General features: G+C 40.9%; 21 protein-coding genes and 1 pseudogene. 8 read left to right on the top strand and 14 right to left on the bottom strand.

Going from position 1 to position 26,555, the window contains the following annotated elements; genetic code table 11:
• Positions 1-5: 5 nt before the first annotated feature.
• The 3 genes from ACZ5ZC_RS06140 to ACZ5ZC_RS06130 are packed head-to-tail and all read left to right on the top strand — an operon-like array spanning position 6 to position 1,197.
• Positions 6-371 (top strand): hypothetical protein, encoded by a 366-nt coding sequence (locus ACZ5ZC_RS06140; RefSeq protein WP_025576237.1) that lies wholly within the window; start codon positions 6-8, stop codon positions 369-371.
• A gap of 10 nt (positions 372-381) precedes the next feature.
• A complete protein-coding gene (locus ACZ5ZC_RS06135; protein WP_025612725.1) occupies positions 382-786 on the top strand; it encodes a hypothetical protein in 405 nt (134 codons plus the stop codon).
• A gap of 6 nt (positions 787-792) precedes the next feature.
• Positions 793-1,197 (top strand): tellurite resistance TerB family protein, encoded by a 405-nt coding sequence (locus tag ACZ5ZC_RS06130; protein ID WP_262658360.1) that lies wholly within the window; start codon positions 793-795, stop codon positions 1,195-1,197.
• A gap of 423 nt (positions 1,198-1,620) precedes the next feature.
• On the opposite strand, the pseudogene tnpC reads toward ACZ5ZC_RS06130, so the two are convergent.
• The 3 genes and pseudogenes from tnpC to ACZ5ZC_RS06115 all read right to left on the bottom strand — a co-directional run bounded on the left by tnpC (position 1,621) and on the right by ACZ5ZC_RS06115 (position 4,981).
• A pseudogene (tnpC, locus tag ACZ5ZC_RS06125) lies at positions 1,621-3,089 on the bottom strand (IS66 family transposase).
• A 271-nt stretch (positions 3,090-3,360) separates the two neighbouring features.
• A complete protein-coding gene (locus tag ACZ5ZC_RS06120; protein WP_069535817.1) occupies positions 3,361-4,014 on the bottom strand; it encodes a HEPN domain-containing protein in 654 nt (217 codons plus the stop codon).
• 391 nt (positions 4,015-4,405) lie between these two features.
• On the bottom strand, positions 4,406-4,981 hold the full coding sequence (locus ACZ5ZC_RS06115; RefSeq protein WP_054868450.1) for a DUF2913 family protein: 576 nt from the start codon (positions 4,979-4,981) through the stop codon (positions 4,406-4,408).
• 770 nt (positions 4,982-5,751) lie between these two features.
• On the opposite strand from ACZ5ZC_RS06115, the gene ltrA reads away from it, so the two are divergent.
• Both ltrA and ACZ5ZC_RS06105 read left to right on the top strand, forming a co-directional pair.
• The gene (ltrA, locus tag ACZ5ZC_RS06110; RefSeq protein ID WP_031820039.1) at positions 5,752-7,224 is read left to right on the top strand and encodes a group II intron reverse transcriptase/maturase; all 1,473 of its coding nucleotides are present in this window, start codon (positions 5,752-5,754) and stop codon (positions 7,222-7,224) included.
• A gap of 243 nt (positions 7,225-7,467) precedes the next feature.
• The gene (locus tag ACZ5ZC_RS06105) at positions 7,468-7,722 is read left to right on the top strand and encodes a helix-turn-helix domain-containing protein (protein WP_054868282.1); all 255 of its coding nucleotides are present in this window, start codon (positions 7,468-7,470) and stop codon (positions 7,720-7,722) included.
• A gap of 887 nt (positions 7,723-8,609) precedes the next feature.
• Here ACZ5ZC_RS06105 and ACZ5ZC_RS06100 read toward each other — a convergent pair.
• From ACZ5ZC_RS06100 to ACZ5ZC_RS06060, 9 genes are all read right to left on the bottom strand, one after another.
• Positions 8,610-9,518 (bottom strand): IS5 family transposase, encoded by a 909-nt coding sequence (locus ACZ5ZC_RS06100; RefSeq protein ID WP_464931497.1) that lies wholly within the window; start codon positions 9,516-9,518, stop codon positions 8,610-8,612.
• A 203-nt stretch (positions 9,519-9,721) separates the two neighbouring features.
• Positions 9,722-10,753 carry an IS110 family RNA-guided transposase gene (locus ACZ5ZC_RS06095; protein ID WP_464931496.1) on the bottom strand — a complete coding sequence of 344 codons (1,032 nt, stop codon included), beginning with the start codon at positions 10,751-10,753 and terminating at the stop codon, positions 9,722-9,724.
• Positions 10,754-10,883: 130 nt separating this feature from the next.
• A complete protein-coding gene (locus ACZ5ZC_RS06090; RefSeq protein ID WP_054868281.1) occupies positions 10,884-11,255 on the bottom strand; it encodes an HVO_A0114 family putative DNA-binding protein in 372 nt (123 codons plus the stop codon).
• A 130-nt stretch (positions 11,256-11,385) separates the two neighbouring features.
• A complete protein-coding gene (locus ACZ5ZC_RS06085; protein WP_054868280.1) occupies positions 11,386-11,583 on the bottom strand; it encodes a hypothetical protein in 198 nt (65 codons plus the stop codon).
• Positions 11,584-11,739: 156 nt separating this feature from the next.
• Positions 11,740-12,507, bottom strand: a complete 768-nt coding sequence (locus ACZ5ZC_RS06080; protein ID WP_054868283.1) for a hypothetical protein — start codon at positions 12,505-12,507, stop codon at positions 11,740-11,742.
• Positions 12,508-12,802: 295 nt separating this feature from the next.
• Entirely contained in the window at positions 12,803-14,206 is a 1,404-nt protein-coding gene (locus ACZ5ZC_RS06075) for a relaxase/mobilization nuclease domain-containing protein (RefSeq protein WP_464931495.1), read from the bottom strand.
• Positions 14,203-14,742 carry a chromosome partitioning protein ParA gene (locus ACZ5ZC_RS06070; protein ID WP_065861136.1) on the bottom strand — a complete coding sequence of 180 codons (540 nt, stop codon included), beginning with the start codon at positions 14,740-14,742 and terminating at the stop codon, positions 14,203-14,205. The genes ACZ5ZC_RS06075 and ACZ5ZC_RS06070 overlap by 4 nt, the downstream gene beginning before the upstream one ends.
• Before the next feature lie 929 nt (positions 14,743-15,671).
• Positions 15,672-17,468, bottom strand: a complete 1,797-nt coding sequence (locus ACZ5ZC_RS06065) for a recombinase family protein (protein ID WP_014234481.1) — start codon at positions 17,466-17,468, stop codon at positions 15,672-15,674.
• Between the two features lie 176 nt (positions 17,469-17,644).
• A complete protein-coding gene (locus ACZ5ZC_RS06060) occupies positions 17,645-18,844 on the bottom strand; it encodes an acetate/propionate family kinase (protein WP_074189974.1) in 1,200 nt (399 codons plus the stop codon).
• A gap of 363 nt (positions 18,845-19,207) precedes the next feature.
• On the opposite strand from ACZ5ZC_RS06060, the gene ACZ5ZC_RS06055 reads away from it, so the two are divergent.
• Positions 19,208-20,746, top strand: a complete 1,539-nt coding sequence (locus tag ACZ5ZC_RS06055; protein ID WP_031780182.1) for a putative bifunctional diguanylate cyclase/phosphodiesterase — start codon at positions 19,208-19,210, stop codon at positions 20,744-20,746.
• 73 nt (positions 20,747-20,819) lie between these two features.
• On the opposite strand, the gene ACZ5ZC_RS06050 is transcribed toward ACZ5ZC_RS06055, so the two are convergent.
• Positions 20,820-22,754: a DEAD/DEAH box helicase gene (locus ACZ5ZC_RS06050; protein ID WP_012842482.1), complete on the bottom strand. Its 1,935-nt coding sequence runs from the start codon at positions 22,752-22,754 to the stop codon at positions 20,820-20,822.
• A gap of 413 nt (positions 22,755-23,167) precedes the next feature.
• Here ACZ5ZC_RS06050 and rnb point away from each other — a divergent pair, with 413 nt between their 5' ends.
• Together rnb and ACZ5ZC_RS06040 are read left to right on the top strand one after the other, a co-directional pair.
• Positions 23,168-25,171 carry an exoribonuclease II gene (rnb, locus tag ACZ5ZC_RS06045; protein ID WP_012842481.1) on the top strand — a complete coding sequence of 668 codons (2,004 nt, stop codon included), beginning with the start codon at positions 23,168-23,170 and terminating at the stop codon, positions 25,169-25,171.
• Positions 25,172-25,243: 72 nt separating this feature from the next.
• Positions 25,244-26,053: an AraC family transcriptional regulator gene (locus tag ACZ5ZC_RS06040; RefSeq protein ID WP_012842480.1), complete on the top strand. Its 810-nt coding sequence runs from the start codon at positions 25,244-25,246 to the stop codon at positions 26,051-26,053.
• Between the two features lie 40 nt (positions 26,054-26,093).
• Here the strand turns inward: ACZ5ZC_RS06040 and ACZ5ZC_RS06035 are convergent, their stop codons facing one another.
• Positions 26,094-26,447, bottom strand: coding sequence for a DUF3024 domain-containing protein (locus tag ACZ5ZC_RS06035; RefSeq protein ID WP_012842479.1), 354 nt, complete (start codon positions 26,445-26,447; stop codon positions 26,094-26,096).
• Positions 26,448-26,555 lie beyond the last annotated feature (108 nt).

The following is a 26,555-nucleotide window of genomic DNA, read 5'->3' as shown; positions in this document are numbered from 1 at the left end:
TGCAAATGAGTAAAGATGCACTCAATGAATTAAAAGAAGCCTGGGAATCTACTCTTGATGCTATTTTTTTAGAGCCTCAATCTATTGAAGAAATTGTAGGCAACTTATCAGAAAATACTGATAAGTTGATAATGAAAAAAGAAAAACTTAATGAGCTTACCTTTATCGCTGGTACATTTAAAATCATGGCTCATTGCGATAATAATGAGGCGATAGCAAAAGCAGAATTGTTTTTCCAGACAAGAAGTAAAGAATGGGTAAAAGATGAACTAACAAAAAGATTTACTCATCGTTTATTTAAAGAGGGAGAGTTTGAAAAATTACTATCTCAGGGAAGTATAGATTTCAAAATAGTTCACCCTCTCAAGTAAGGATCTGTCAATGGGAACAATCTTTTTTTCGCTTATCGTGATTTGTATTGGTATTGCCTTGTTTAAACGTATATGGCCTTTAATCGTATTAGGAGTTGTGATTTGGTTGGTATACCTATTTCCCGTACCAACAATATCAATTATGGCGATCCTTGCATTATTAGGCTACTGGGTTGATAGTTCTTCAAAAAAAGACTTAGCTACGATTGAAACGTACCTTGAGGAAAAAGGTATGTTAGATATAGGACAAATCGCAAGTGGTACATCGATAAGCGAGTCATCTATCAATACGGCACTTGAAAAATTGATTGAAGTAAATAAAGTTGAAAAAGTAGAACTTAAGAAAGGAGAATTTCTTTATAAATCTCACAACTATAAAGAAGTTAGTAAGACCACTGAAATAGAACTAGACTAAATAAAAATGGAAAACAATTACTTAACGGAAGTTTTTACAACTAAAAGATCAAAAGAAAATTTGGTACATGCGTTAGCTAAATTAGCCTACGCTGATAATCAAGTGGACAAAACTGAAATCCAAATAGTACAAGAGATCGCTCTTCAAGTGGGCTTAGGTCAAGAAATACCGTCGCAACAAGAAGTGAAAGAAATTAAAATTCTTTTTGACAATAGAGAACAGGAAATCAGCTTCTTCAAAGAGGCTATTCGTCTTGCTATCGTCGATGAGAATTACTCTGACATTGAAAGAGAGTTTTTAAAGTCATTATCTGAGAGCTTCGGTTGGAGCAAGGAAGACTTCTCCAAACTTGAGGAGGAACAAGAAAGTTTACACTGGCTTAAGCCCACTCAAACTATTGAGCTAGATTAAACTTTTATCAAACCTAACTCTTTGGTTCATAAACATCCTTTTATTAACTGGATGTTTATGGACATATATATTCATAAGAAATTACGGTGAGTAAACTTGATAAAGTATATTGTAGTTTTCGTCTTAACTGTGTTATTTAGAACCTTTTTATAAAACTATAGATAGCTTTATAAAAAGGTAATTAGAAGGTATGCCTCGTCATTCCAATAAGCTCGTTAGTATTGAGGAAAAGGTTACCATCATTCTCAAGGTTCATATTATCGGCATCGACTTAGTAAAACATATTTTCCATTTTGTCGGCCAGAATTTATCAGGTCGAGAGGATTTTCGCAAAAAAATAACCATACAGAAATTACGTCAATTACTCTCAAACAAAATTTTCTCCCTACACTCATCGAGATTTAAAGTCTAATGTTGGGCAGCTTAGTGCTGACTTAGAGGTAACCATTTACCAGTAGTCACTTGATTTTGTGGATTACAGGCTAAGCACGTCAGAGTAGGCTTGCGAAGTGTAACTGCTTTAATTATTTCCATTATAGCAGACAGGTTCGAGATGCCTCGTTTGTTACAGGTCTCAACAAGCTAATGCATATGGCCCCTGAACTTGTCGCCCGCATCAGATTTCGTTCCGAAGCTAATTTTACGTTGGATGACATGCAACTTATTCTCCGCTCTGCTTCTTTGTTGTTAAGGGGGGATTGAAGTATCGGTTAAAAATAACCCCAAGCTTTGACTGTGAGATTGTAGCTTTTTACATCGACCTTTATATCTCTGAACGACTATCCCACAGCCTTTTTGAAACCAGTGGTCGAAGGACTTTCGCAGTCGATTTATGCGGCGAATATACTGTTCGGGCTGGATGTCTGCATTTTCCAAGCGGTGGCGTATTCTGAAAACCATATTAGAGATCAGTGTTAGCCGTTGTCCAACGAGAGCGGTATAACCACCACCAGTATAATCAGCGATTTACTGAAGATTTCGTTTCACATGTGACCAGCACAGTTGATGTTTTTCTGGCTTTAACCAGTTATAGCTTGGGCATTGGTCAGTGACCACAAGGCCGCTATAATTCTTACCTAACATTGTCTTGGCGGAGTGGGTTGAAGATCTTTTCGTAGACAAGGTCTTCACTGGCGACCAACCAACACCAACGTAAGCTCTCTTCACCATTATGAGGATGGGAGGTTTCATCTACCTGAACTAGCGGTGCTGTTTGGATACTATCTCGTATTGCATGATGTAAAGGGGTCAACATTGAAGCCACTTTGGTCTGAACTTCGCTGATGGCACCCACAGAGAACGTCATACCCAGTTGCTCTTTTAGCAGAGAGCGAATTTTGCGGATACTTAAATGATATTGTCCTGCTAATACAGCGATACAACTGAGCAAGTTAGGCCCAATAATATCTTGTGAGATATTTTCAGGTTTCTTAGCTCTAACGACCTCATGGCAATATCGTCATTGACCTGAAAATAATCGGTAGTCAGAGATCTCGACCGTTGGCTTTGGTATTTCGTGAACTTGATGCCGATAAAACGGGTTATTGTGAACGAAGATGTCTGATTTACCACAGCACGGACACGTAGAATCAGGCAAGCAATCGATAACAGTGTCCGTTTTCTTTAGTTTAGAGAGCTGTCGTCAACTCCCTTAGTGACCCTGTTTCGATCCTCTTGGATTGCGGTCACCAGAGCTTTGAGCTTTTTTCGCTCAGCCCGCTTTTTGGGCCATCCGAAGACGGTGGTTTTGAAGAGTTAGAGCAACTGGTTTTAGCTTATCTTCATAATGGCCAAGTTGTTCCCACAACTCTTCGATGAGCGCGTTAGCTTCATTGATATCGGAGGCAATAGGAGGAAGGAGCCTCTGCGAATTTGGATTTCTTCTTTTTCATTCCTTCCTCATGAAGATTGTAAATGATCACTCAAGAAGAAAAAGTGGATCAACTGTGGATAGTCACACTTGATTGTCAATGGGGGACGGTGAACGGTTACACTTATAGAACAAAGAACAGGCTCTGAAAGAGTACAACGATATTCTTCAGATGGGTGAAGAGGATAAGCTTAAACTTTGTGTATGACACCTGTTTATCAAACTTGACAAAAAGAATAAAGTAGTAAAGTGATTGAGGGCATATATAAATGCCCTCAAGCTCAACTCAACTTTTAATCTTGTATTAACGGATAGACAGGGTCTCCCCATAATTCATTGCTAGAATCCATCATAACTTTAATTATAGTTGGTAATAGCTTTTTCAACAGATTAGTACAATCTCGGAGTTGTTTACGGTTCGCTGAGCTACCGTAAGTTGATCCACCATGAATAATTTGATTACGTAGTGTATATAGACGGGCAAATACGATTGAAAGAACTGAAGCGGTATTGTCCTGTCCTAGAGCGGCGTTAGCAGCAATCTTGGCTCTACTTCGGGCTGCCTTCCATTCACCTTCGGTGATCCTCCCTGCATGATAACTCCAATAACTTTCTAGAATAAATTCATTGTCCAATAAAGATCTTATAGCCCCAGAGTAATTATGCCAGACGATGTGTGATAATAAATTTTCAGTATCCAATTCAACAAGTCGTGTCAAAAACTCTTGATAAAGTCCTCGTTCTCCATAATTAACTTTTTGTTCAAACTCTTGTGCGTATGCAGCATTGAAGGCAATCCAAAGGAAAATAAACTTTGAGTCTTCGTCATTACATGACTCAGCTTTCTTAAGCCAGCTCAGTGAGCGATGTACTCTAGTTGAAAGAGCCTCAGAGTAGTATTCCCTCTCATTGCGGTGACGTTTTTTTAAAGTATCGAAAGTAAGCATTTGTTCCTCGTTTACTATGATTATGGGAGTGTATTTTTTATGACCAGCCATCACTGTGACTAGACATGGACAAAAAGATTTTTAAATACGTTTTTTATATTTGGCATTTTCCCTGATTGCGATTTCATAGCAAAGATCGAATCATCGTCTGTAGTATCTAAATATTGAAAAAGGCCAGGCTTAAATATACATATGAAAAACTTTACGACTTTGTTGCTAAAGTTTTATCTCAGTATCAGGTTAATCGCAGTCTTCTGATTGCTGTGCAAGCTTGGCTTTTAATATAACTACACTCATTTGTCTGATCTCAAAGAATAAAAATCTGAAAGTCTCTAATATCGCCTTCATTATAAACACTTTTCTACTTTGGAAATCTTCGCTTGTCAGAGATTTATGATGTAGGATGTAAGCGATAGTGATAGTTCTTCAATGATTCGTTAACTTGAAAAGTTTCATATTTAAAATGGATTTGTTCATCAAGACATTGAGTAAACTTGTCTAGTTGTTCTGTATGAATGAGTAAAGAAATAGGTGCGATTTGGTAATTATCGATCTCATCGAAACAATGGTTAATGTGTGCTCTATCTAAATAAACAACATCTTGAATCTGTGTTGGAGTTTCCTCAATCAGCTTTGTTTCAAACCCTGCCTTCTCGAACTGCTCAAGCAAGTCATAGAGTTTGTCTACATCATTCTTGCTCTTGATTGAGCTATATTGTTGAATAATCCCATTTAAGTGTTTCTCGATTGACCCAAATTTGTTTTTCATTAAGCAGATGGTTTTTAGCTTTTTTTTGATAAGTGAATAGCGTTGCTCTCTCAATTTTGGTTTTAAGAAGTCAATGAGGATTTTGTTGCGTTGTACTTCTTTGACAAAGTTTTGAGACGCACTGACCTTAAAGTAGAGATGAAGAAGTGCATTTTCAAAAGTAGTTTTTAAAAGCTTGTGATATGACTGTTCTGACATTGTGAGAGTTGATTATTTTCTGGTGCTGTTATTCTAACATACCAGGGAAAAGCAAACGAACACAGCAACTGGTTTACTGTCATTTGTATAAGGGAGTGTCCGATTATCTGAGCGGATACCCATTAAAGAGTGATATAGAGCAGTCTAGCAGGAAGTGTAATGGAACCAACTAACTCAATTCTGTCCGTGCGACCTGAAGTCGTATGAAGCGTTGTTCACCACGATAAGAGTGAACCATCTGTATCACCAGATGACCCTAGGATCCTGAATAAAGCAGCGGATCCGACAATGTAACGAAACTCGGTTGTTAGACCGAGTGGGAACTGAATCGTGAGAGGACGTTCTTCCTGATAACCACAAATCGGGTAAGTGCTAGGGTGTCAGTATGATGAACGTAAGTGAATCCACGCAAGGCGCGTTATATGATGAAGCAGCGGAAGTGGTTAATACGCTGTGGCCAAAATGGCAATGAGAGTCGGAAAGAAGTTGGACAGTACTCTTTCGTGATCGATGTACTCTCCGCACTATAGTGGGCATCTAAGCTGATATTTTGCGCGACATACGGAACAGGGTAAGCCTGTATATCTCCCATTGGGAAAGCAGTCTGCGAAGATTGCCGATAGGTGTGCAGGTAAAGGAGGTTAGAAAAAGCAAAGGCCGCTTTGTAATGAAGTGGATACAGGTTTATATCTGGCGCGAAAGCGAGCTGACTTCTAACTGGTCTCCCGTTGCAAGATGATTTGAAGAACTTTATTCAAGGAGAAACGCAAATGGTGGCTTCATCAGAAGTTAGTGCCTCTCCTAATGGCACTCAATGGCAATCCATCGATTGGAAAGCTGTCGAGTCGCACGTGTTAAAGCTTCAAATGCGCATTGCAAAAGCAACTCGAGAGGGAAAACACAGTAAAGCGAAGGCTTTGCAGTGGATCTTAACCCACTCCAGATCAGCGAAATTACTTGCTGTGAAGCGGGTGTCCCAAAACAAAGGCAGTAACACTCCAGGAATCGATGGTGTCATTTGGAATACGGATGCCCGTCGAATGACCGCAGTGGACCAATTGAATCGCAAAGGCTACCGAGCTAAACCGCTCAGACGTATCTACATCCCGAAAAAGAATGGCAAACTTAGACCCCTCGGCATTCCATGCATGATAGACCGAGCGCAACAAGCGCTTTATCTGCTCGCTTTGGAACCGATATCGGAAACGATAGCAGATCCAAATAGCTACGGTTTTCGCCCTAATCGCAGTACGGCTGACGCAATAGCACAATGCTTCAAATGCTTGTGTCTTAAGCGCTCAGGTCGCTGGGTTTTGGAGGGGGATATTAAAGCTTGCTTTGACAAGATTGGGCATGAATGGCTACTTGAACATGTTCAAATAGACAAAAGGATGCTGAAGCAGTGGTTAGGCTCTGGCTATATCGATAAGGGCTTGTTCTACCGAACGTCGGAGGGAACTCCGCAAGGAGGAATTATCTCTCCAACGCTTATGTTACTGACGCTTGCGGGCCTAGAAAAGCTCGTGAAAGAAGTCGCTAAGAAATCGGGAGAACGAGTTAACTTTATCGGTTATGCGGATGATTTTGTGATAACAGGCTCGTCAAAAGATGTTCTTGTTAACGAAGTCAAACCAAGGGTGATTGATTTTCTAAAAGAAAGAGGGTTGACACTCTCTGAAGAGAAAACACACATTACTCATATAGATGATGGCTTTGATTTTCTGGGCTTTAACCTCAGGAAGTACAAAGGCAAACTACTCATCAAACCGAGTAAGAGCAACGTTCTCTCTTTCTTGGGTAACTTGCGTGAACTCATCAAGAAGCACGCAACAATGCCAGTCAATGATCTCATTAGATTACTGAACCCTAAGCTGAAAGGTTGGGCGAACTATTATCGCCACTGCGTTGCAAAGCGCACTTTCGGTTACCTCGGTCATCAAATTTTCTGGTTACTGTGGCGATGGGCGGTTAGACGTCATCCCACTAAACCAAAAGACTGGGTAAGGCGAAAATACTACATGAACAGAAGTGGTGGATGGCAATTTCACGGTTGGCAGAAAATCGCCAATATGGACTGTCACTACAACCTAATTCAAATAGCGAAAACGCCGATCAAAAGGCATGTGAAAATTAGAAGTGCAGCAACCCCATTCGATCCGCTTTACCAAGATTACTTGGCAAAGAGGAAGCCGAAAAAGGAAAGTCGTCACTCTTGGTTTGACCCTGCCTTAACTGCTATCTAGGTTGCTGGGTAACGTAATACGCCTTAGCGGAGGCTTGAGCCGTATGCAGTGAAAGTTGCACGTACGGTTCTTAGGAGGGCGGCATCTGGTAACAGGTGTCGCCTATCCGACAAAGGTGTGTTTGAAAGTACTAAACATTTTCTAAACTTATTACCCCTTTGAGGGGGTAAAATCAATTTTAACCCCTCAAAGGGTTAACGTGATATTATCCTCTATAGGGATTAATTTACATTGGAGGTATATATGCTCATAACTAGTCCTAAGCAACTAGGAATATACTTGCGTGATGTACGCAGGAATCAAAGGCGGAACCAAACTAAGGTCGGAGATATCGTTGGCCTAAAACAGACAACGGTATCGAAACTTGAACGTGATCCTGCCTCGTCCTGTATCGAAAGTCTGATGCGACTGCTGTCGTCACTAGAGCTTGAACTACATATTCAACACAAAGCTGTAAGTCGTGAGCATGTAAAAGTTTTCGACCCTGATGATTGGTAAAATGCTATAAATAAAACTAACTCTATAACTAGATAGTTATCTCACAATCATCATCGAGTTAGCAACTCGATGGTTGCGCGAGCAGCTTATTCGTATCCCCTAAGTGAGTGGCAAGCGGTAGCAGCAGGAATTATAGAATTTTGATTTTCGATTAGATTATCGAATTGCTGTAAAAGCAAATCCTGCCCCTAGAACTTCCCTATTATTCTTAATGCTCTATTTTTTGATGCTACGTTACTTACATTTGAATCTATGGCAGACTTCACTCGTGAAGAAGAGATCGATTTTGGCACAAATCAAAGATATTCCCTTCATATTAGAGGAGCCTTTAGTGCGAGGTTCAGCCCGTTATTCTAAATTTAAACCTTAGCAGGAACATGTTATTATGGATGGAACTGTTTACACGGCCCCCTACCAGTGGTGTCGGTAAAGCCATCGTGAATCGATTCGCTTCGTGATAATTAGGACTAAAACTGAGCCTTACTGAGAAAACAAGTTTGATAATAGTTTTCTTCCACGTCGTAAATAGCTTTTTTTGGCTCAGAAATATCGCCATTCGTTTTAGCTAGCTTAGCAACTCGTAATCACGTCGGTGTTATGTGCATGATAAAAATACCTATGTCCCGAATTAAGCTCTTAGCACGTTACTTTAAGTATAATATCTCGCCAGTTAGTCGTATATTGCGGAGTTAGCCATTTCTCTTCGCATGCCCCATTTCTGTATATGGGATCCACGTATTTACAAAGTGATTTAGCAATTAAAGTTAAGATGCGGTCGTATATTCGGCTTCTTGTTGAAGGGGCTACCTTCTAGCCTTTGATGTTTTGCGCACGGCCTTGTTGATCAAATCAGGCAACGGATGAAGTTACCTTACAGAACCCACCTGTCAGTTTCTAATAGGCATACCTAGCCCTAGGACTTTGTTCATTGCTTTGACGTTTGCCAAAGCCTCACCAACTTGAGCGTTATAACATCTCAAGCTCAATGTGCCGCTAGTCAGCCCTTTATATCGAGACATTGCTGTTTCAGAGATTGAACGGCTGTGGTAACCAGAGTCAGTTTTCCACTGAGCTAGGGAGTCGTTTTTAAGGGCATCAACCGCTTCATTTCGAGGGTGTCCCTCTTCCCAATAGCCAGCATTCTTTCTGGGAGGTATGAGAGGCTTACAACCCTTAATCTGCAATACTTCATGGCACTTTTTCGTGTCGTAAGCACCATCTGCTGATACAGAATGGACTTTCCTACGAAGCGGATTCAATAATGTAGGGAAAGCTTCGCTATCACCAACATTGACGAGGCTTACTTCTGCACTAATCACATCATGTGTATTGACATCAACGGCTAGGTGCAGTTTACGCCAAGTCCTACGCTTCTCGGCTCCATGTTTCTTAACTTTCCATTCGCCTTCACCGAAAACTTTCAGACCTGTTGAATCAATGGCGATATGGCGAACTGAGCCTTTAGATTTGTTTTTGTATTTAACTTGAACTGTCTTTGAGCGCTTGCTAATACTGGTGTAGTTAGGAGAGCGTAAAGGGACGTTCATCAAGGCAAATATAGAATCGATAAAGCCTTGAAGCGCACGTAACGGGAGAGAGAATATCCCTTTAATCATCAAAGCTGTTTCAATAGCAGTATCAGAAAATTGAAAGCCTCTCCCACGTTTACCATGGTGACTTTTACATTGCCACGCTTCAACGGCTGAGTCGTCAATCCAAAACGTTACTGAGCCTCGTTTGCACAAGGCTTCATTGTACTCACTCCAGTTCGCTATCTTCTTCTTTGACTTACCCATAACAACACCATGCTTCTACTACATGAGATCAGATCGCAGGACTGGGAAAAGGTTCCATCGATTTAGTCAACAACGCCTTTGCGCACCTACTGTCCTCATCGTGCTATCAGGTTTAAAAGCATGAAGGAATGGTCAGGTTTTCAGTAGGTTGGTCTTACCTTTTATGCTTCATCATTTTGTAAAATCTAAGAATCTATTAGTAATTAATTTGTGAGTAAAGCAGGTTTGTATTCAGTCTCATACCGAAGCATTGCCCACGCCGTTCGTACCACCTTGTTAGCTAATGCGATGCAGGCCTTTTTGAAGCCAATACGTTCAATGATGCTCCTCAACCAAGCATCCTTCTGGGTCTTTGGTTTTTCGGGTAGTCGCCCAACGTAGGACATTGCACCAAGATAGAGAAGGGAGCGTAACTCTTTCACGCCCCCGCACTTGTCGATCCCAATCATAAAGACCTTGCCACCTGAACTGTGTTGTTTTGGGGTAAGACCAACAAACGCTGAAGCTTGTCTACCATTCTTGAACTGCTTTCCATCACCAAGAGTTATGTAGAGCATTGCAGCGGTTGTTTCTCCAACACCTTCAATTTCCATTAATCGTTGGCATGGCTCTATCTGACGCGTTAGAGCATTTTTCTCTTTTTCGAATGCGATAAGTTGTGCTTTCAGTTCTTTATATTGATTCCATAACATTGACAGAACGGAAACGACATTGGCTGGTATTGATGTTTCTCCATCAAGAGCTGTTTGAACCGACGCTTTTAAACCTTTTTCACCTCTTGGGTTAGCAACGCCATAACCTAACATCGTTCCTCGAATATGCTGTCCTAAAGAAACTACACTGCGAGATAAGAAACGGCGACTACTCTCTAAAGAATGCATTGACTGTTGCTCTAATGATTTTGGTCGGCTGTATTTGATACCTATTTGAATTGCTGCGTTAGCAATAGCAAGAGCATCATTGTGATCAGTTTTATGGCCTTCCAAGTACCCTTTCACTTTTTTGGGGTTAATGATGCGTACTTGATGCCCATGTTTTTCAGCAAGTTGTCCCCAGTAATGGCAACCGCAGCAGCCTTCCATAGCAACAATTGAAGGCTTTGCCTTAGCAAGAAACTCTTTCATTTTCTGTCGGCTTAAGGGCTTATTGGAAAGCAATTCACCATGAACACTGATATGACAGGCTTGAAGAACATTTTTGGCTAAGTCGATAGCGATAACATTATTCGTCAACATATTGGAATCCTTGTCTTGGTCTCATTCTCCTAAGTCTAATTGGCAAAGGAGGGAGTGGATTCCATACATCATTCTATGCCTTGGGAACAACAAAAAAGTATCAGTGCGCTTGATTTTAGTATCAAAGTAGCTATTGAAGCAGCTCTTCCAGTTCTTTGCCCACTAGTATCACAAAAGATGTATAGATTGCTGTAAGACACTCTTCGTTTCCACACCTATCAATACGAACAAAACCTTTAGATGCAAGGTCGTCAATAGAAATCGAAAGTTCTTCGACACTGCGACCTGTTATCTCAGATAACTTCCTTACACTATTTGCTCTATCACGAGAAATCATATACAAAAGCTTAATATTTTCGTTAGTTAAAACCTGGGCCAGCTCCGTTAATGATGTAAACCACAAATGAGGAAAATCTTCTACATGGTTTAATTTACCAGCTGAAACATCCAACATATATTTACGAACTAGTTCTTCATCGGCTATTCCAATTCGAGCTTTCATAGTCTATCCATATCTATAAAATATAATACTTCCCTTTAATGGAAAGAGAAAACTGTGATAATAATGATAAATTACAGTCGATTTCTCAAACCTTATTATTTAAATCTAATTTCATTAAACCGCACTATTATTACTCACTACTTTTATAAAGCGCAATAATTTTAAGAACATCAGCTGTAATATTAATTGCTTTAGAGCCAGATGGTATGTCCATCTTATCTTGATATTGCACCCAAACCTCTCCGTCTTTAGATATGCGGATCATTGCGAATGTGTCGTTAAGAAAGGACTTATTAACGCCAAGTTGTTCATGCATATCATCCTTCATAATCATCCCTATTACATGTTGGTAGCAGAATATGATGAATACTAATCCATGATGTTCAGTAAAACAATACTATTCATCCATTATGTTTAAAAACGGACACTTGAATATAATATGAAAAGCCAGATCTTTGATCTGGCAGATATCAATGAGGTTTTATTAAAGACTGGAACACAAAGACTCTAATATCTTTCTTTCAGTGCTTAATTTTTTAACTCTATTACCAGTTTCAAAACTGTCTATTTTACTCATGTGTTTAACAAAACGGTCAGCATTTGCTTTACTTGAAATTTTGAAGTTAGATAAATGATTGTAAGTCTTAATTTTATCAGTTAATTTTTTATCATAGAAAAGCATATTCTGAAAAAGAATATCAGGCATAACGTATGCGTCTAATACTTGTTTAATTCTGTACATTGACTGATACAGATCTTGTGCTTCTACAGCAGTCAAAAGACCATCTAAAGCAAGCTTTTCAACCATATCTGCTACGTCATGAACTGGCTTTGATATCTTTGCCGCCTCTTTCTTAATTCCCGCTCTGTCAATCTCGAAGTAACCGCGGCATTCATTCATTTTTGCTTGATGATATATTCTGTAATAGTATTTATGTTTAGCTAAAAATTTTTCATAGGCACCTCGAGTAATCTCGAATTCCCCCGCCTTCACGCATTCCGAAGCATTGTTACTTACAAACTCTTCAAATGTATACTTCGGATACTCATCAATACGTTTTTGAGCAACATTAATCACCATTGTCATGGGAGATCTATTTCTAGAATCTTGATCATTTACCTTTATATTTAATCTAAGATAAAGAGTCATACCTTTTCTATGACGGTAAGGCGTATAGTACATACCATCATTATTTTTGTTATATCTTTCTTTATCTACTGCTACATTAATTGCATCTGCGTTATTAGCCATGATTAAAACCTTATCATTTATTTTTATCTTTAAATATAAGATACCAGTTAAATTAATATAAGTAAAGAAACTGAAATTTGCCAAAAATATAATTTTAAAAGATTGATTTTCAATCTCTATCTAATACAAACTAACTGACATTCCATTATTATTGACAGAAAAATTTGATAAAAAATTTATTAACTAAGACGAATCATTGATTTTTAAAAATCACCGAGACATTAAAAAATAATGACTAGGGAATTATATATAGAAAGTAATATCATTGCATTTAAATACAACTATAAATATTAGGTTACTTCTTTATACCTTTGTGGTCCTGGCGAATGATACTTTCTAATAGTTTGTTCACCAAACTTTGTTGTGGTTTATCATTCTTGTGTAAGATCTCAACATGAGCGGTAGTAATAAAAGTCTTATAGTCACTCTCAGAAATCTGTTTTGTGCTTAAATTTTCAAATAAATTTTCCATTGCTTTTCGCTTAGTGATGCATCTAAATGCTTTATCAATAGTATCCAAAAATAGCGCTTCAATGACAGTTTCAAAACCCATTTCAACATCTTTAAGCGTAGAAATCATCTCAACGACATACACAACATCAGAAGCGCCTTTTAATCTTTTACGTGCTCTCAAGTTCCACTTCATATCATCTATTAATTGTTCCACTTCTCTGCGATATCTAACATTCACAGAAAGCATGACAAGATAAGTCCTCATATCTTGATCTTGCTTATTCTCATAAACTCTAATCGCATTATCTGATTGTTCTTGAGCGTGCGCAGCCGCTCTTTCAAGTTCTTCTTCATAGTTACTAAGGTCTTTACAGGCGTCATGTAGAATACCGTTTCTAATTAGCTTTCCTAGTGTATATTTTCGATTTCCGCCCAGCTGAGAAGCAGACATTCGAACCCCGTCGAGATTAAATACGATACCCACCGCCATCCCCTTCTTTGTTTGTAGCTCTACTTTGAGCCTTGAATGTGTTGACTCAACAGCAGTGACAAACTCTGCAAGATTAGAGCCTGGCTTTAACTTATTAATACCTGTTTTTACCAGCCGAGCGATTTGAGCCTTCTTGTTAAATTTTTTAGCGTCATTAATATCAGCATAGGTATCGTAACCAACCTCATTACTACTTACTAATTGTCGCAGACCAAACTCTATCTCTAGCTCCCTCATTACTTCTTGTGCTCGTATCTTGCTATAAGAGTCTTTGATGCGCTTTCTTGTCACTATATCGATGGTAGACGTGATTACGTGTATATGTTCTTGGTCGGTATCATTATGTTTAAAGACAATATATCTACAATTTGCATAACCCAAGCGGCTCATCAAATTTTTAGCTGTTTTACACCATTGTGCATTAGTTAAGCTTTCATTTGTATCGAGGCTAACTATCATGTGCTTAAACTGCTGTTTAGCACTTGGGTTAAGCCTTATAGATTCTTGCATCTCCCTTATCGCAAGTGACATATCTAACATATCCTCTGGTGCGTTTTTAGCATTTACAGGGATATTTATAATGTTATTTGCATAAATAAATTCTGTTAATGCACCAGCGACTTTAGTGGCTCCTGCACCATAATTTACTAAATATTTAGCCACTCGTTCATCGTCACCAGCAACATACTTTATGAGAGCATCTGCGGTTTGCTCTGTGTGTTTACCGCCTTTTTGTTCAGGTTCCTTATAGATCATGACTTGAACCCATTAATTTCTTTCAGTAGCTGAAAAAGCTTGTCTTCATTTAAATGCTGTTTTGCTATTTCATAAGCCACTTCTTGAGTAAAGCTATTCACTAGCAAGTGACGAGTAGCTTGAAACTCTCTTAATAACCCTGCTAGTACAACAAGAGTACTTTCTATTTCATCTCTTGTGAGAGATTTACTATTATCAATATCGTTGGCAATTGTTTTAATGTGTTCAGTGAGTTCTGAAGTTTCTGTGAAGAACTCTTTAGATGCCTCTAGAATGATGGGTTTGACTTTTACAGCATTATTGATGATGTCACGAGTAAATGCTGAAAGCTTTGAATAACCAGCTATGCATTGCTTGTTAACTAGCTCTTGATATTCTTTTTCAGTGAGATTTGTCTTTACTGATTTAATCTGCAAATCAGCAGGTTCTTTACGAGCTTTGTATTTCTCTTTTTTTACTGTCTTTATGGCAGTTTCAATAGCTCTAAAATCCTCTGCCCCTACATCCCTTAGAAGATCTAATATATCGTTTTTCATAATTATTACCTTTTGTTGTATTTATACTCACCTCTCAAATAATTAGATATGGTTATTACGAACTAAGACTTACAGCATATGATAAGCCAGCGCTAACACCGAAGGGGGTTAGTGCAACCAACCTGAATGGGCGGAGTATTTGTCGGAGTTTTATTTGGAACAAATAAACGCGCAGACACAGCTTGCTTCAAGTTGTATTTTTATCATATTAACAATCTATTAAAAATATTCAATATAAATTTAAATCAAGCGTCTGTTTTTTAATTTTAATCATGAGTTTATATCTCTAATTTTAGAGTTAACCAAAAAATAACTTTACAATCATAGACTTAACAGTTATTTTATTAAAATTAATTACATAACTTCTTAACTATTAAGTGCCATGGCATGTGATAATACTTACCCTTTAAGTAAAAAGATAATATTAAATACTTATCGAATAACAATTTAAAACATCTTTCATTAAATAATAATTACAATAGTTACTCATTTGAAATCATTCCATTTATTACAATTGAATTAGTCAATAATTAACATAGCCTGAGTCGTCATAAAAGAACGGAAAGAAACACTTTTACATTAAATATATATGCACGATTCCAGTTGTAACAATAAATTATTTCAGCTACCCAATCGGTTTCCATAGCTCTCATTGAATAGAACAGAATTAACTATTAATAAATCATGTTTTACCCAATGACCAATCATTTATTGTCCTGAGCAGAAATCTAAGAAAGAGGTTTAGCAAAGTTCCTACTCTATTACCCCGAGCTTCGTAAGAGGATATATCACGGCACTGAACAAGCTACGAAAACATACTGCTCAAAGGCAAAATTGCCCACTCAATGATCTCGGGTATATAATTGGTTTTTTCGCGTTTTTTCCAAACGAAACAAAAGCACCGCTTTGCGGTGCTCTGTTGGTGGAAGTTACTCAAATAACCTTGCGTCATCTGCGATTGCTTGCCATTTTTCGGGGTTTTGTAGTACAGCTTGTCTTACTGCAAAAAGATATTTTATCCTTTCTAGTGCGTCGCCCAAATCATCAGGTACGGGTACAGTATCAATAGCTGCTAGTTTACCTAAATTACCATGCACGCGTGACATGTTGATTAGTCGTATTGGGGCAGCTTCGTTTACATCTTTCTGCGCGGTAAAAATATCACTAATAGCTTTGTTATTTTTGTCGTCATTAAAGAATACTGGCACTTCACCCACAGCTTCACTTTTAAACACTATACGCAGTGGTTTACCAAGCTTTGAATCCGATGCTATCACATACTTGACGAATGAGCGCACAAAGCCGTTGTAGCGCTCTCTGTCCTCGTTTCGCTCTAATTGTAGCTGCTCAAGCGTGTTTACATCATAGTCGCTTGTTTGCGTTGATAGCTTTTCAAATCGTGCTTTTGCTTTATCTTGCTCTGTATAGATAGCTTTTAGCTTGTTTACATAAACGGATATAATACGAGGATCTGACTCTTCAAGCATTTGTGTCTTAATATCGTCAGCGCTTGCTTCTAGCTCTGCAACCTGCGCTTCTAGCGTGTTTAGCTCTTTCTGTAAGCTAGCAAAGCTATTGTTGTTAATCTTTGCGTAATCTAAACCAGCCAGCGCTTTAATTAATCGCGGCTCGATTTCTTCATAGTTAAGTGCGCGTTGGTCGCAGCCTTGCTTGTCAATCTGCTTGCGACATCTTACTTTGATGCGCCCGCGATTAGGCTTAAAGTAAGACATGCAAGAACCACAGGTTGGGCAATAAAGCATGCAGCTAAATAGATTTGAAAACGCGCCCGTTTGTCGCCCTCCAGATCTCTTAAAAGATGCTTTAAGCCTGATCCACTCTTCTTCTGTAATCAATGCTGGGTAATAGCCTTTTATTACATCTCCAACAGGTTCTTTGCGCACCCCCTTTTCGCCGTGCACATGCTCGACTGGTTGAAAGTCGCCGACAAGCTGTATCATCTTTAGATACTTCTCAACAATCTTTGTGTACCAAGTATTGCTGCGGTTCCAGCAAGGATATCCTTGCTCATTAAGATAAACTGTAATGCGATGAGCACCCCAGCCTTGCAGCTTTAAATCTACCATCTTGCGCACAATTCGCGCACGCTCAGGTATCAACACAAAGTGCGTTTTATCTTTGCTTAATTCAATCCAGCTAGGACTCATTGATGTGCGTCTCTCACCGCCCTCTTTTTCTAATAGTCGCTTGTGTGTGAATCTGGCACGTATGCGTTTTGATTTCTGTTCACTCTCTAAGTGCGCTAAATGTATTGCTGTAGTGATAAGCAGGTCTTGACCTAAGTCACTACTTTTGTCGTGATAAATGATCAGGTTGAAACGGCAAATGGCAACATCAATGCCGTACTTTTTGAAACGTGCAAACAGAGCGCGGGCATCATCAACGGGCAAGCGACTTATACGGTCAATTGCTTCTACAATTAGCAACGTACCTTTTTCTACCTGTCCGTTTTCCGCTGCTTTTAAGAATGCGCCAAGCCCCGCGTTTTCATCTGTATTTAAGCCAAAGTACGCACTTAACCCCCTGTCGTAGATGGGGCTATCTGCAAGTGTATACACTGGTAAACCATCACGGCTGTTTGAAATGTTTACATCTTCAATAAACTTGCTAGCTATTTCGATTTGTCGCCGTAGGCCATCTCCTTTTACTTGTGTGCCCTTTGAAACTCTAGAATAAATATGTGCAATGCGTGGTTTTTCGTCCATTCCAATCAGCCTGTAATGCTATAACCTATAATTTTTTGTTAGGATTGATTATTGCACATTAATCAAATGGATCAAAAAAAAGAGGGCTTTATACAGGAAAGCACATTAAGTTATTGAATTTATTAAATAAAAAAGCCACCATATTTGGTGGCTTGTTGTTTAAATTAACTGCTATACTATTGATTTAGAAGCTCAACGGATTGCGATGCTATCACCCACTCTTCATTGGTAGGAATAACTAGTGCTTTCGCACCGAGCAACTCAGATGTTGCAATAACACCTGCGTTGCCAAATCTTGCATCTTCGTTGCCTTTCTCATCTTCAACAAAACCTAGCAGTTTTAGGTTTTTCAAGATTTCACGACGAATTGGTAGTGAGTTTTCACCAATACCACCAGTGAAGATGATGCCGTCTAATGAATCCAGAGCAGCTAGGTAAGAAGTAATGTATTTCGCAACACGGTAAGTGAAGATTTCAAATGCCAACTTCGCACGTGAGTTACCCGCTTCCATGGCTTCTAGTACACCACGTGCGTCACTTGTTACACCGGATACACCTAAGAAGCCTGACTTCTTGTTCATCATCTCGAACACTTCGTCTTTTTCCCAACCTTTACGGAAAAGGAACTCGATAACACTTGGGTCGAGGTCACCACAACGAGTGCCCATCATTAGGCCAGCTAGCGGCGTCAAACCCATACTTGTATCAACACATTCGCCATTTTTAACCGCACTCACTGATGCACCGTTACCTAAGTGCACGGTGATAAAGCTGCTTTCTTCAACCGGTTTATCTAGCATTTTCGCTGCTTCACGGCTTACGTAGTAGTGGCTTGTGCCGTGAGCACCGTAACGACGCACTTTATGCTCTTCGTAAAGCTCGTAAGGAAGCGCGTACATAAACGCTTTGGCAGGCATTGTTTGGTGGAAAGCAGTATCAAACACAGCGAATTGAGGCAGTGAAGGGAATGCTGCCATTGCTGCTCGCATGCCTTCTGCATTCGCTTTGTTATGAAGTGGCGCTAGCTCAGCAAGACGCTCAACTTCTTGAATAACTTTTTCATCGACTTTTACTGTGCCTTTAAAGGTTTCTCCACCAGCAACAATGCGGTGACCTACAGCCACAAATTTTGAGCTCAAACCCAAAGTCTCGAGTAGTTTTACCACTCGCTCAACAGCGTACTGATGATGGTTACCGCCAGCAGGAATTGCTTCAACGGTTTTTTCTCCCTGATATTTCCAACTGATTTCAGCTTCAGGTAGGCCAAAACACTCACCAATACCTGATACCAAAGCTTCACCGGTTTCAGAATCAATAACAGCAAATTTTAATGAAGAGCTACCAGAGTTGATCACCAGTACAAACGAATTAGACATGAAATAGTTATCCTGTTGTAGAGCAGAGGTTGTAATAGCGCTTGTGCGCTGCGTACTTCTTGTTTGCCCCTCTATTATTCAATAATTTTTTAATCTTTCAACAATCTTTTAGTAAAAGCGATTTGATTGAACAAATTTTGTTGATCTGTAGCAAGTTTTGATTTTATTTGAAGACTAAAAAATATGACTTGTTAAACATAATTTATGAATAGATCAATTTGTACAAATTCAGAGATATGAGCTACGTTGTTTATTGGGTGAACAAAAATAACAAACCAATCAATAAATCGGGGTAATAATGTGCCCACTATTGCATTTCTATTAGTGATCTTAGGTTTGATTTTGCTCTGCTGGGGATGGCAGATGACAAAAAACATCTGCTCGAGAACTGATGTACCCGGGTGGACTTTCCTATTGTTGTTAATCAGCTGTTTCATTTTTGCGTATGCCGCTTTTTTACACGCTATAATGCAAAAACCTATCGCTTCCCTCTTGGAAACCGGAGTTTCTCTCATTTTATTCGGTGGCAGCATTTTTGTGGTGCTGGTTATCAAATGGAGCAACGACTCCATACTGGAACTTCATACCGTTGCTGAAAAAGAGAAGCGTAATGCCGTTCACGACGCACTTACTGGACTCCCTAACCGTAAATACTGCTTTGAGTTAATCGAAGATAGAATACAGTCTGGAGACCCTTTCTCAGTGATCCTTTTCGATGTCGTTAACTTTAAACAAGTCAACGATGCTATGGGACACTTTTGTGGAGATCAACTGCTGATTCAAATTGGGCAACGTCTCCAAGAGAAACTTAAAGGCAGTGACAAAATTTTCCGCGTTGGTGGCGATGAATTTGTCATCCTCACCTCGTCAGCATGCGAGGAAACAGGCAAAAGTCTCATCGAAGAGTTAGATTCAGCACTGTCTAATCGCTTCCATTTAGATGAGTTTCAAGTCTCTTCCCGCGTTGTTTTCGGTGTCAGTACCTACCCTTATGACGCTCTATCCAATGATCTATTGATAAAGCATGCGGACATTGCCATGTATCACGCCAAACGAAATGGCAATCTCTTTGCATTTTATAATGAGGACATGAACGTCGGGGCCAAATACCAGCTCGAAATCTCTTCTCGTATTCAATGTGCGCTGGAAAAAGAGGAGTTCCAGCTATACTACCAACCGTTGATTGACGCACATACTAACTTAGCTGTCGGCTTCGAAGCCGTGATCCGTTGGCATGATGAAAATGGTAAAACGATTTCGCCTAACGACTTCATCCCCATCGCGGAGCGAAGTAATCAAGTGCACAACATCACCATGTGGGTCCTCAACCAAGTTGAAAAAGATCTCCAGACCTTTATAGAAAAAGACATCAAGCTTCCTGTCCACGTTAACTTATCTGCAAAAGATCTCTCGTCTAATTTATTGTTCAACCGCTTGGAAACACTGCTCAAGGTAAACCCTCAATTTGCTGACCTTATAAGCTTAGAGATTACTGAAACGATGGCGATTGATAGAGTTGTTGAGCTCAACCCCCTAATTCACCAAATCAAAGGATTGGGTATTAAGATCAGCTTGGACGACTTTGGCACCGGGTATTCATCTCTGTCGCTTTTGAGAGATCTCCCGGTTGATCAAATTAAAATCGACCGATCATTTCTTTGTACCGCAAGCCGGACAGAAGGCACCCGCTCTATCGTTGAGAACACAATAGCGTTAGCGCATGGCCTAGGGTATTCAGTCGTCGCAGAAGGCGTTCAAGACATGGATACACTGCATTTTTTGCGCAGTCGTGGCTGCGACATCATTCAGGGCTACTTGTTCTGCCCAGCCCTACCCTTAAACGAAGTAATAACCTGGGTAAATGAGCACGATGAAAAACAAAGCCGTATTCGACGCGCATAAAAAAGCCGAGCATTTCGCTCGGCTTTCAATTCTTACGGCAATTTAATCAATTGCTCTAATCACTGATTCGTGATTATGCTTCTTGAGTGCGACGACCACGGCCGTGACCACGCTCACCACGGTGGTTACCACGGTGATCACCACCACGGTTACGATCGAAGCGACGTTCGCCACCTTCACGGTTACCATCGCGGTTGCCGTCACGGTTACCACGGAAGCCACCTTCGCGACGACCGCCTTCACGACGATCACCACCACGGTTGCCGCCTTCGCGGTTGCCACGGTAACCGCCGCCATCACGACGACCGCCATCGCGACGACCACCGTCACGGCGACCACCACGAGACTCTCGGAAGTCATCGAAGTCACATACTACAGCACCAACATCTTGTTGACGGATGCGTAGTTTGCTTAGCTTGCCCGCAGCTTCAGAAGTCATTGCTTTTGGTAGCTGAACGAATGTGTGGCCTTGTGCTAGCTTGATCGCACCGATAGAGCCTTTACCTAGACCTAGTTCGTTCGCTAGAGCACCAACGATGTCTTTAACTTGAACACCTTGCTCGCGACCAACTTGAAGCTGGTAAGTATCCCAATCTTGGTTGTTGAAGTTACGACCGCCGTCACGACCACCTTCACGGCGCTCTTTACGACGTTGCTTATCACGCTCAATCGCTTCAACCATTGGGTCTTCGCCAATGTAGAACAGAGGACGTTTACCTTGCTGGCGCTTAAGAAGCATAGCAGCAAGCGTTGCTGGGTCGATGTCTAGAGAAGTTTGTAGTTTCTCTACCAGCTCAGCAAATTTGTCTAGTGCTTTGTGCTCTTTCTCTGCTTCAAGCTCAGCACCTAGTTTAGCTAGACGAGCTTCAGCAACTTGGTCACGTAGAGGAAGTTGAATCTCTTCCATAGATGACTTAGTTACGCGCTCGATGGTGCGAAGCATACGGATTTGGTTAGTGCGAACAAGAAGGATCGCTTTACCTTTACGTCCAGCACGGCCAGTACGACCGATGCGGTGGATGTATGACTCAACATCAAATGGGATGTCGTAGTTGAATACGTGCGTAATACGTGGAACGTCAAGACCACGAGCTACAACGTCAGTTGCAACTAGGATGTCGATAACACCTTGTTTGATGTGATCAACAGTACGCTCACGTAGAGACTGAGGAATGTCACCGTGCAGAGCTGCCGCTTTAAAGCCACGTGCAGATAGCCAATCAGCTAGACGCTCAGTGTCTTGACGAGTACGTACGAAGACGATTGACGCGTCAGTTTCTTCCGTTTCAAGAAGACGAGACATCGCTTCATCTTTCTCTACACCTTTCACTACCCAGAACTGCTGTTGAACTTTGTCTACAGTGTGGTTCTTACCAGCAACGTCAACCATTACAGGCTCACGTAGGAAACGCTCAACGATTTTCTTAAGCATCGGAGGCATTGTTGCAGAGAATAGAACGCGTTGAGCAGACTCTGGTGCGTGTTCCATGATCGCAGTAACGTCATCAACGAAACCCATGTTTAGCATTTCGTCAGCTTCGTCTAGTACAAACGTGTTTACTTCATCTAGGTGTAGACGTTCACGGTTGATAAGGTCTTGAACACGACCTGGAGTACCAACGATAACTTGTGCACCGCTCTTAAGAGCACGCATCTGATCTACGATAGAAGCACCACCGTAAATCTCTAAAACTTTAAGACCCTTGATGTTCTTACCAAGGTTTTTCATTTCAGCCGCAACCTGGATCGCTAACTCACGCGTTGGCGCAAGAACGATAGCTTGTGGTTTACGTTGGTTGAGATCGATCTTATTTAGAAGAGGCAGAGAGAACGCTGCCGTTTTACCTGTACCTGTTTGAGCTTTACCCAGCGCGTCAGCACCTTCCAACAGGTGTGGGATTGCCGCAGCCTGAATTGGAGTTGGTGACACGAAACCCATTCCGTCTAGAGCAGAAAGGATAGAATCATTCAGAGATAAATCGCTGAATTGAATAACAGAATCTTGCATTGGGATCCTACTTAATTAAACAAAAAAACAGTCCCATATGCTCTTCCAATTCGATACTGATTCATCCAGTTACTGATTCCATTCAGACAGGAACACAGCACAGTACACAACCGCGATAAGCCATTAGGGACGACTAAGGGAGGCGGATTATTCCTTAAAAGCATAAAAAAAGCCAGAAAAAATTGAATTACATCACAATTTATTCTCAATAATGGCATTTTTAGCATATTTTTCCACCAACCCCACCATTCCCCGTAGATTTGCGCAGCTCGCAGATGAGTTTTTCATCAATATTTAAGCCGATTTCCTGCAATTCGATCAGCAAAATTCACGGCGAAATTGCGCTCCACAGGTAGTAATAATAGCTCGCAATGATTATAGTGTGCCCAACTCCATAGGTAATTTAAGAAAAGATGTTTCAAGATAACCCACTACTCGCTCAGCTTAAGCAGCAAATCCAAGAAAACCTGCCGAAAAAAGAAGGCTCAATAAAAGCCACAGATAAAGGCTTTGGCTTTTTGGAAGTGGACAGCAAGACTAGCTTCTTCATCCCACCTGCGTACATGAAAAAGTGCATGCACGGTGACAAAGTCGTCGCCATTATCCGCACAGAAAATGAACGCGAAGTTGCAGAGCCACAAGAGCTGTTAGAACAAGCCGTGACTCGCTTTATTGGTCGAGTCAAAATGTTCAAAGGCAAGCTAAACGTAGCACCTGATCACCCACAGCTTAAAAAGCTTTCTCTTAAAGCGAAACTAAAGAAAGGTCTAAAACCTGACGAGTTCGCTGAGGGAGATTGGGTTGTCGCACATCTTATTCGCCACCCTCTAAAAGGCGATAACTCTTTCTTCGTGGAAATTTCTGAAAAAATCACAGACGCGAACGACAAAATTGCACCTTGGTGGGTAACGCTTGCTCAAAACGATCTACCAAACTCTGAGCCAGCAGGCATCGAGAACTGGGAACTAAAAGACGACGCCGATCTAGAACGCGTAGACATGACACACGTTCCTTTCGTGACTATCGATGGTGAATCAACCAAAGATATGGACGATGCGCTGTACGCGAAGAAAACCGAATCTGGCGATTTCGAACTGACAATCGCTATCGCAGATCCAACCGCCTACATCACACCAGAAGATGAAATGGATAAAGTAGCACGTGAGCGTGGCTATACTATTTATCTTCCGGGCCGCAATATTCCAATGCTGCCTCGCGATCTAGCAGACAACCTATGCTCTCTGATTGAAGGCGAAATCCGCCCTGCTATTTGCTGTACCGTAACCGTAAATAAAGACGGCGTAATTGGCGACGATATCAAGTTCTTTGCAGCAAACATCAAATCACACGCACGCTTAGCATACGATCACGTGTCTGATTGGCTAGAAAACGGCAGCTCAGAAGCATGGCAACCATCTGAAGAGATCGCGACAATCGTTCGTGACCTTTACGACTTTTCCCTTGCTCGCGCAGAATGGCGTGAGAAAAACGCAGTGGTCTTCCCAGACCGTCCTGACTACCGTTTTGAGCTGAGTGAAGACAACGATGTGGTTGCTATCCATGCAGATATGCGCCGCAGTGCAAATCGCTTGGTTGAAGAGTCAATGATTACCGCAAACATCTGTGCTGGTCGTACACTGCGCGATAAATTTGAAACAGGTGTTTTCAATACTCACGCTGGCATTAAGACTGAGAAGATTGAAGAAGTGGTTCAACTTGTCAATCCAGAAGGTGCACTGGAATTCACAGCGGAGTCAATTACCACTCTAGAAGGCTTTGCTGCATTGCGTCGCTGGTTGGCTGCGCAAGAAACCTCTTACCTTGATAATCGTATTCGTAAGTTCCAAGCCTACAGTGAAGTAGGTAATCAGCCTCTTCCTCATTACGCTATGGGGCTGGATATCTATGCGACTTGGACATCACCAATTCGTAAGTACGGCGATATGATCAACCACCGCATGTTGAAGGCCGTCATCCTAGGCAAAGAGCCAGTGCAAAAACCTGATGATCAAGTCGGTGAAGAACTAGCTCTGCACCGTAAACATCATAAAATTGCTGAGCGAAATGTCTCAGATTGGTTATATGCACGTACGCTTGCTGATGAGCCGAACAAGAAAACTTGTTTCACAGGTGAGATTTTCGATATTAATCGTGCTGGTGCACGTGTCCGACTTCTCGAAAATGGCGCAGCAGCCTTTATTCCTGGTGCACTAATTCTTGATAATAAAGAAAGAATTGAGTGCAATGGCGACAACGGTACCATCTCTATCGATAAAGAGGTCGTATACAAACTTGGTGATACATTGGAAATTGTCCTTGCGGACGTAAACCAAGAGAACCGCAGTTTAGTTGCAAAGCCAACCCAGGTATTTGCTGAACAACCAGCAGCACAAGCAGAACAGACTGTAAGTGAATAATACCGAATGAAGTTAAAAGGCGCTCTATTGAGCGCCTTTTTTATTTGTTATGTAAAAATGATAAGAACGAATATGCCGAACATTGAGATCATTCGCTTTAATCACTTCACTGCGCGCAAAAGTGAGCGTTACACCGCAACACATAATGGCTTATATGTTGTTGAAGAAGGTGCCCTATTAGTTCATCAACCAAATGGTGAACAGTTTGAACTTAAAGCAGGAGATTTTACTCTCTACAACTCTGCTGATTTGAGCAGCGCAGAAGCCATCCCTAGTGAAAAAGGCTTTAAAGCACTGGCTCTAGTCTTCAACCCAAATCTATTCTGTGACTTTAAAAAAGCGCATCCAATGCTACGCTCCAAGACAGAAGAAAGGCGCTTCTATCCTTTTTCAGCGCAAGCCAGCAGCGAAGTAGCACAACTAAAAGACACATTGGTCAACTTAGCGAGTCGCAATGCTCCAGACTACACACAAGGTCATATCGCAATGGCACTGCTGTCGTTAATGGTGGAGGTAGAGCCAAACATCCTATCAATCATAGATGATGCAAGCAGCCTAAGCGACTCTCAAAAGGCCATCAAGTATATTGAGAACAATATCGAGAAAGATATCACTCTGGAAGGCTTAGCGGCTCATATGAGCATGTCTATCGCGACCTTAAAACGCCGCCTCGCCGCAGAGGATCTTTCATTTTCACAGATATTAAAAGTGAAGCGGATCAACTTCGCCGCGACCCAGCTGCGCATGTCAGAAAAATCTATAACAGAAATAGCGTTTGAATCCGGATTTAAAAGTGCAGCGCATTTCAGTACAGCATTTAAATCGGTTTACAACATGACACCGAAAGACTTTAGAAACCAAGTCGTTAAATCCAAAGCATAAATCATGGTGACATTGACAGCTGTTAGAATTGGAGCGTTCCCTATTCCCAAAAACACGCTTGAGGATCGCTTTCCAATTCGGTGAGTAGTTCTTCAAGCGTTTGGCTGTATGGAAGTGGCTTATAAGGTATCCACCTTAATAATTCGTTGCGGTACGTTGGGACGTAGAAATACCAAAGCTGATTGCCCTCATCAAACACGATCTTCGCGACGGGAGAGGTATATTCGCTGTGCTGTGAATCAAGAAGAAAATGCGCTCTATGAAGCTCGACACCATTCTCCACTGGCTCATATAGGCACTTACCCTGCTCGACAGGCAGGTTAGCATTACGCGCAGAGCAGAGCGATTGAACTGATTTGTATAAACGACTTGTCGCCATTTGGGACACTGACATCAACGTTCTCCCGATGGATGATAGTTAGAGCTGTCGATCCTAGTATATAACCTTTACACCACCATCGATGGTGATTATCTGCCTACCTCAAACAAAAGGTGGCTATAT

Source organism: Vibrio sp. JCM 18905 (assembly GCF_055393305.1).
This window is presented reverse-complemented; position numbering and strand designations above follow the sequence as displayed.

Excerpts from the sequence above, each read along its gene's own strand:
- ACZ5ZC_RS06065 (WP_014234481.1), bottom strand. The coding sequence starts at position 17,468 with ATGGACGAAAAACCACGCATTGCACATATTTATTCTAGAGTTTCAAAG.
- ACZ5ZC_RS06105 (WP_054868282.1), top strand. The coding sequence starts at position 7,468 with ATGCTCATAACTAGTCCTAAGCAACTAGGAATATACTTGCGTGATGTA.
- ACZ5ZC_RS06100 (WP_464931497.1), bottom strand. The coding sequence starts at position 9,518 with ATGGGTAAGTCAAAGAAGAAGATAGCGAACTGGAGTGAGTACAATGAA.
- ACZ5ZC_RS06095 (WP_464931496.1), bottom strand. The coding sequence starts at position 10,753 with ATGTTGACGAATAATGTTATCGCTATCGACTTAGCCAAAAATGTTCTT.
- ACZ5ZC_RS06050 (WP_012842482.1), bottom strand. The coding sequence starts at position 22,754 with ATGCAAGATTCTGTTATTCAATTCAGCGATTTATCTCTGAATGATTCT.
- ACZ5ZC_RS06075 (WP_464931495.1), bottom strand. The coding sequence starts at position 14,206 with ATGATCTATAAGGAACCTGAACAAAAAGGCGGTAAACACACAGAGCAA.
- ACZ5ZC_RS06035 (WP_012842479.1), bottom strand. The coding sequence starts at position 26,447 with ATGTCAGTGTCCCAAATGGCGACAAGTCGTTTATACAAATCAGTTCAA.
- ACZ5ZC_RS06060 (WP_074189974.1), bottom strand. The coding sequence starts at position 18,844 with ATGTCTAATTCGTTTGTACTGGTGATCAACTCTGGTAGCTCTTCATTA.
- rnb (WP_012842481.1), top strand. The coding sequence starts at position 23,168 with ATGTTTCAAGATAACCCACTACTCGCTCAGCTTAAGCAGCAAATCCAA.
- ACZ5ZC_RS06130 (WP_262658360.1), top strand. The coding sequence starts at position 793 with ATGGAAAACAATTACTTAACGGAAGTTTTTACAACTAAAAGATCAAAA.
- ACZ5ZC_RS06040 (WP_012842480.1), top strand. The coding sequence starts at position 25,244 with ATGCCGAACATTGAGATCATTCGCTTTAATCACTTCACTGCGCGCAAA.
- ACZ5ZC_RS06115 (WP_054868450.1), bottom strand. The coding sequence starts at position 4,981 with ATGTCAGAACAGTCATATCACAAGCTTTTAAAAACTACTTTTGAAAAT.
- ltrA (WP_031820039.1), top strand. The coding sequence starts at position 5,752 with ATGGTGGCTTCATCAGAAGTTAGTGCCTCTCCTAATGGCACTCAATGG.
- ACZ5ZC_RS06135 (WP_025612725.1), top strand. The coding sequence starts at position 382 with ATGGGAACAATCTTTTTTTCGCTTATCGTGATTTGTATTGGTATTGCC.
- ACZ5ZC_RS06090 (WP_054868281.1), bottom strand. The coding sequence starts at position 11,255 with ATGAAAGCTCGAATTGGAATAGCCGATGAAGAACTAGTTCGTAAATAT.
- ACZ5ZC_RS06085 (WP_054868280.1), bottom strand. The coding sequence starts at position 11,583 with ATGAAGGATGATATGCATGAACAACTTGGCGTTAATAAGTCCTTTCTT.
- ACZ5ZC_RS06140 (WP_025576237.1), top strand. The coding sequence starts at position 6 with ATGAGTAAAGATGCACTCAATGAATTAAAAGAAGCCTGGGAATCTACT.
- ACZ5ZC_RS06055 (WP_031780182.1), top strand. The coding sequence starts at position 19,208 with ATGACAAAAAACATCTGCTCGAGAACTGATGTACCCGGGTGGACTTTC.
- ACZ5ZC_RS06070 (WP_065861136.1), bottom strand. The coding sequence starts at position 14,742 with ATGAAAAACGATATATTAGATCTTCTAAGGGATGTAGGGGCAGAGGAT.
- ACZ5ZC_RS06080 (WP_054868283.1), bottom strand. The coding sequence starts at position 12,507 with ATGGCTAATAACGCAGATGCAATTAATGTAGCAGTAGATAAAGAAAGA.
- ACZ5ZC_RS06120 (WP_069535817.1), bottom strand. The coding sequence starts at position 4,014 with ATGCTTACTTTCGATACTTTAAAAAAACGTCACCGCAATGAGAGGGAA.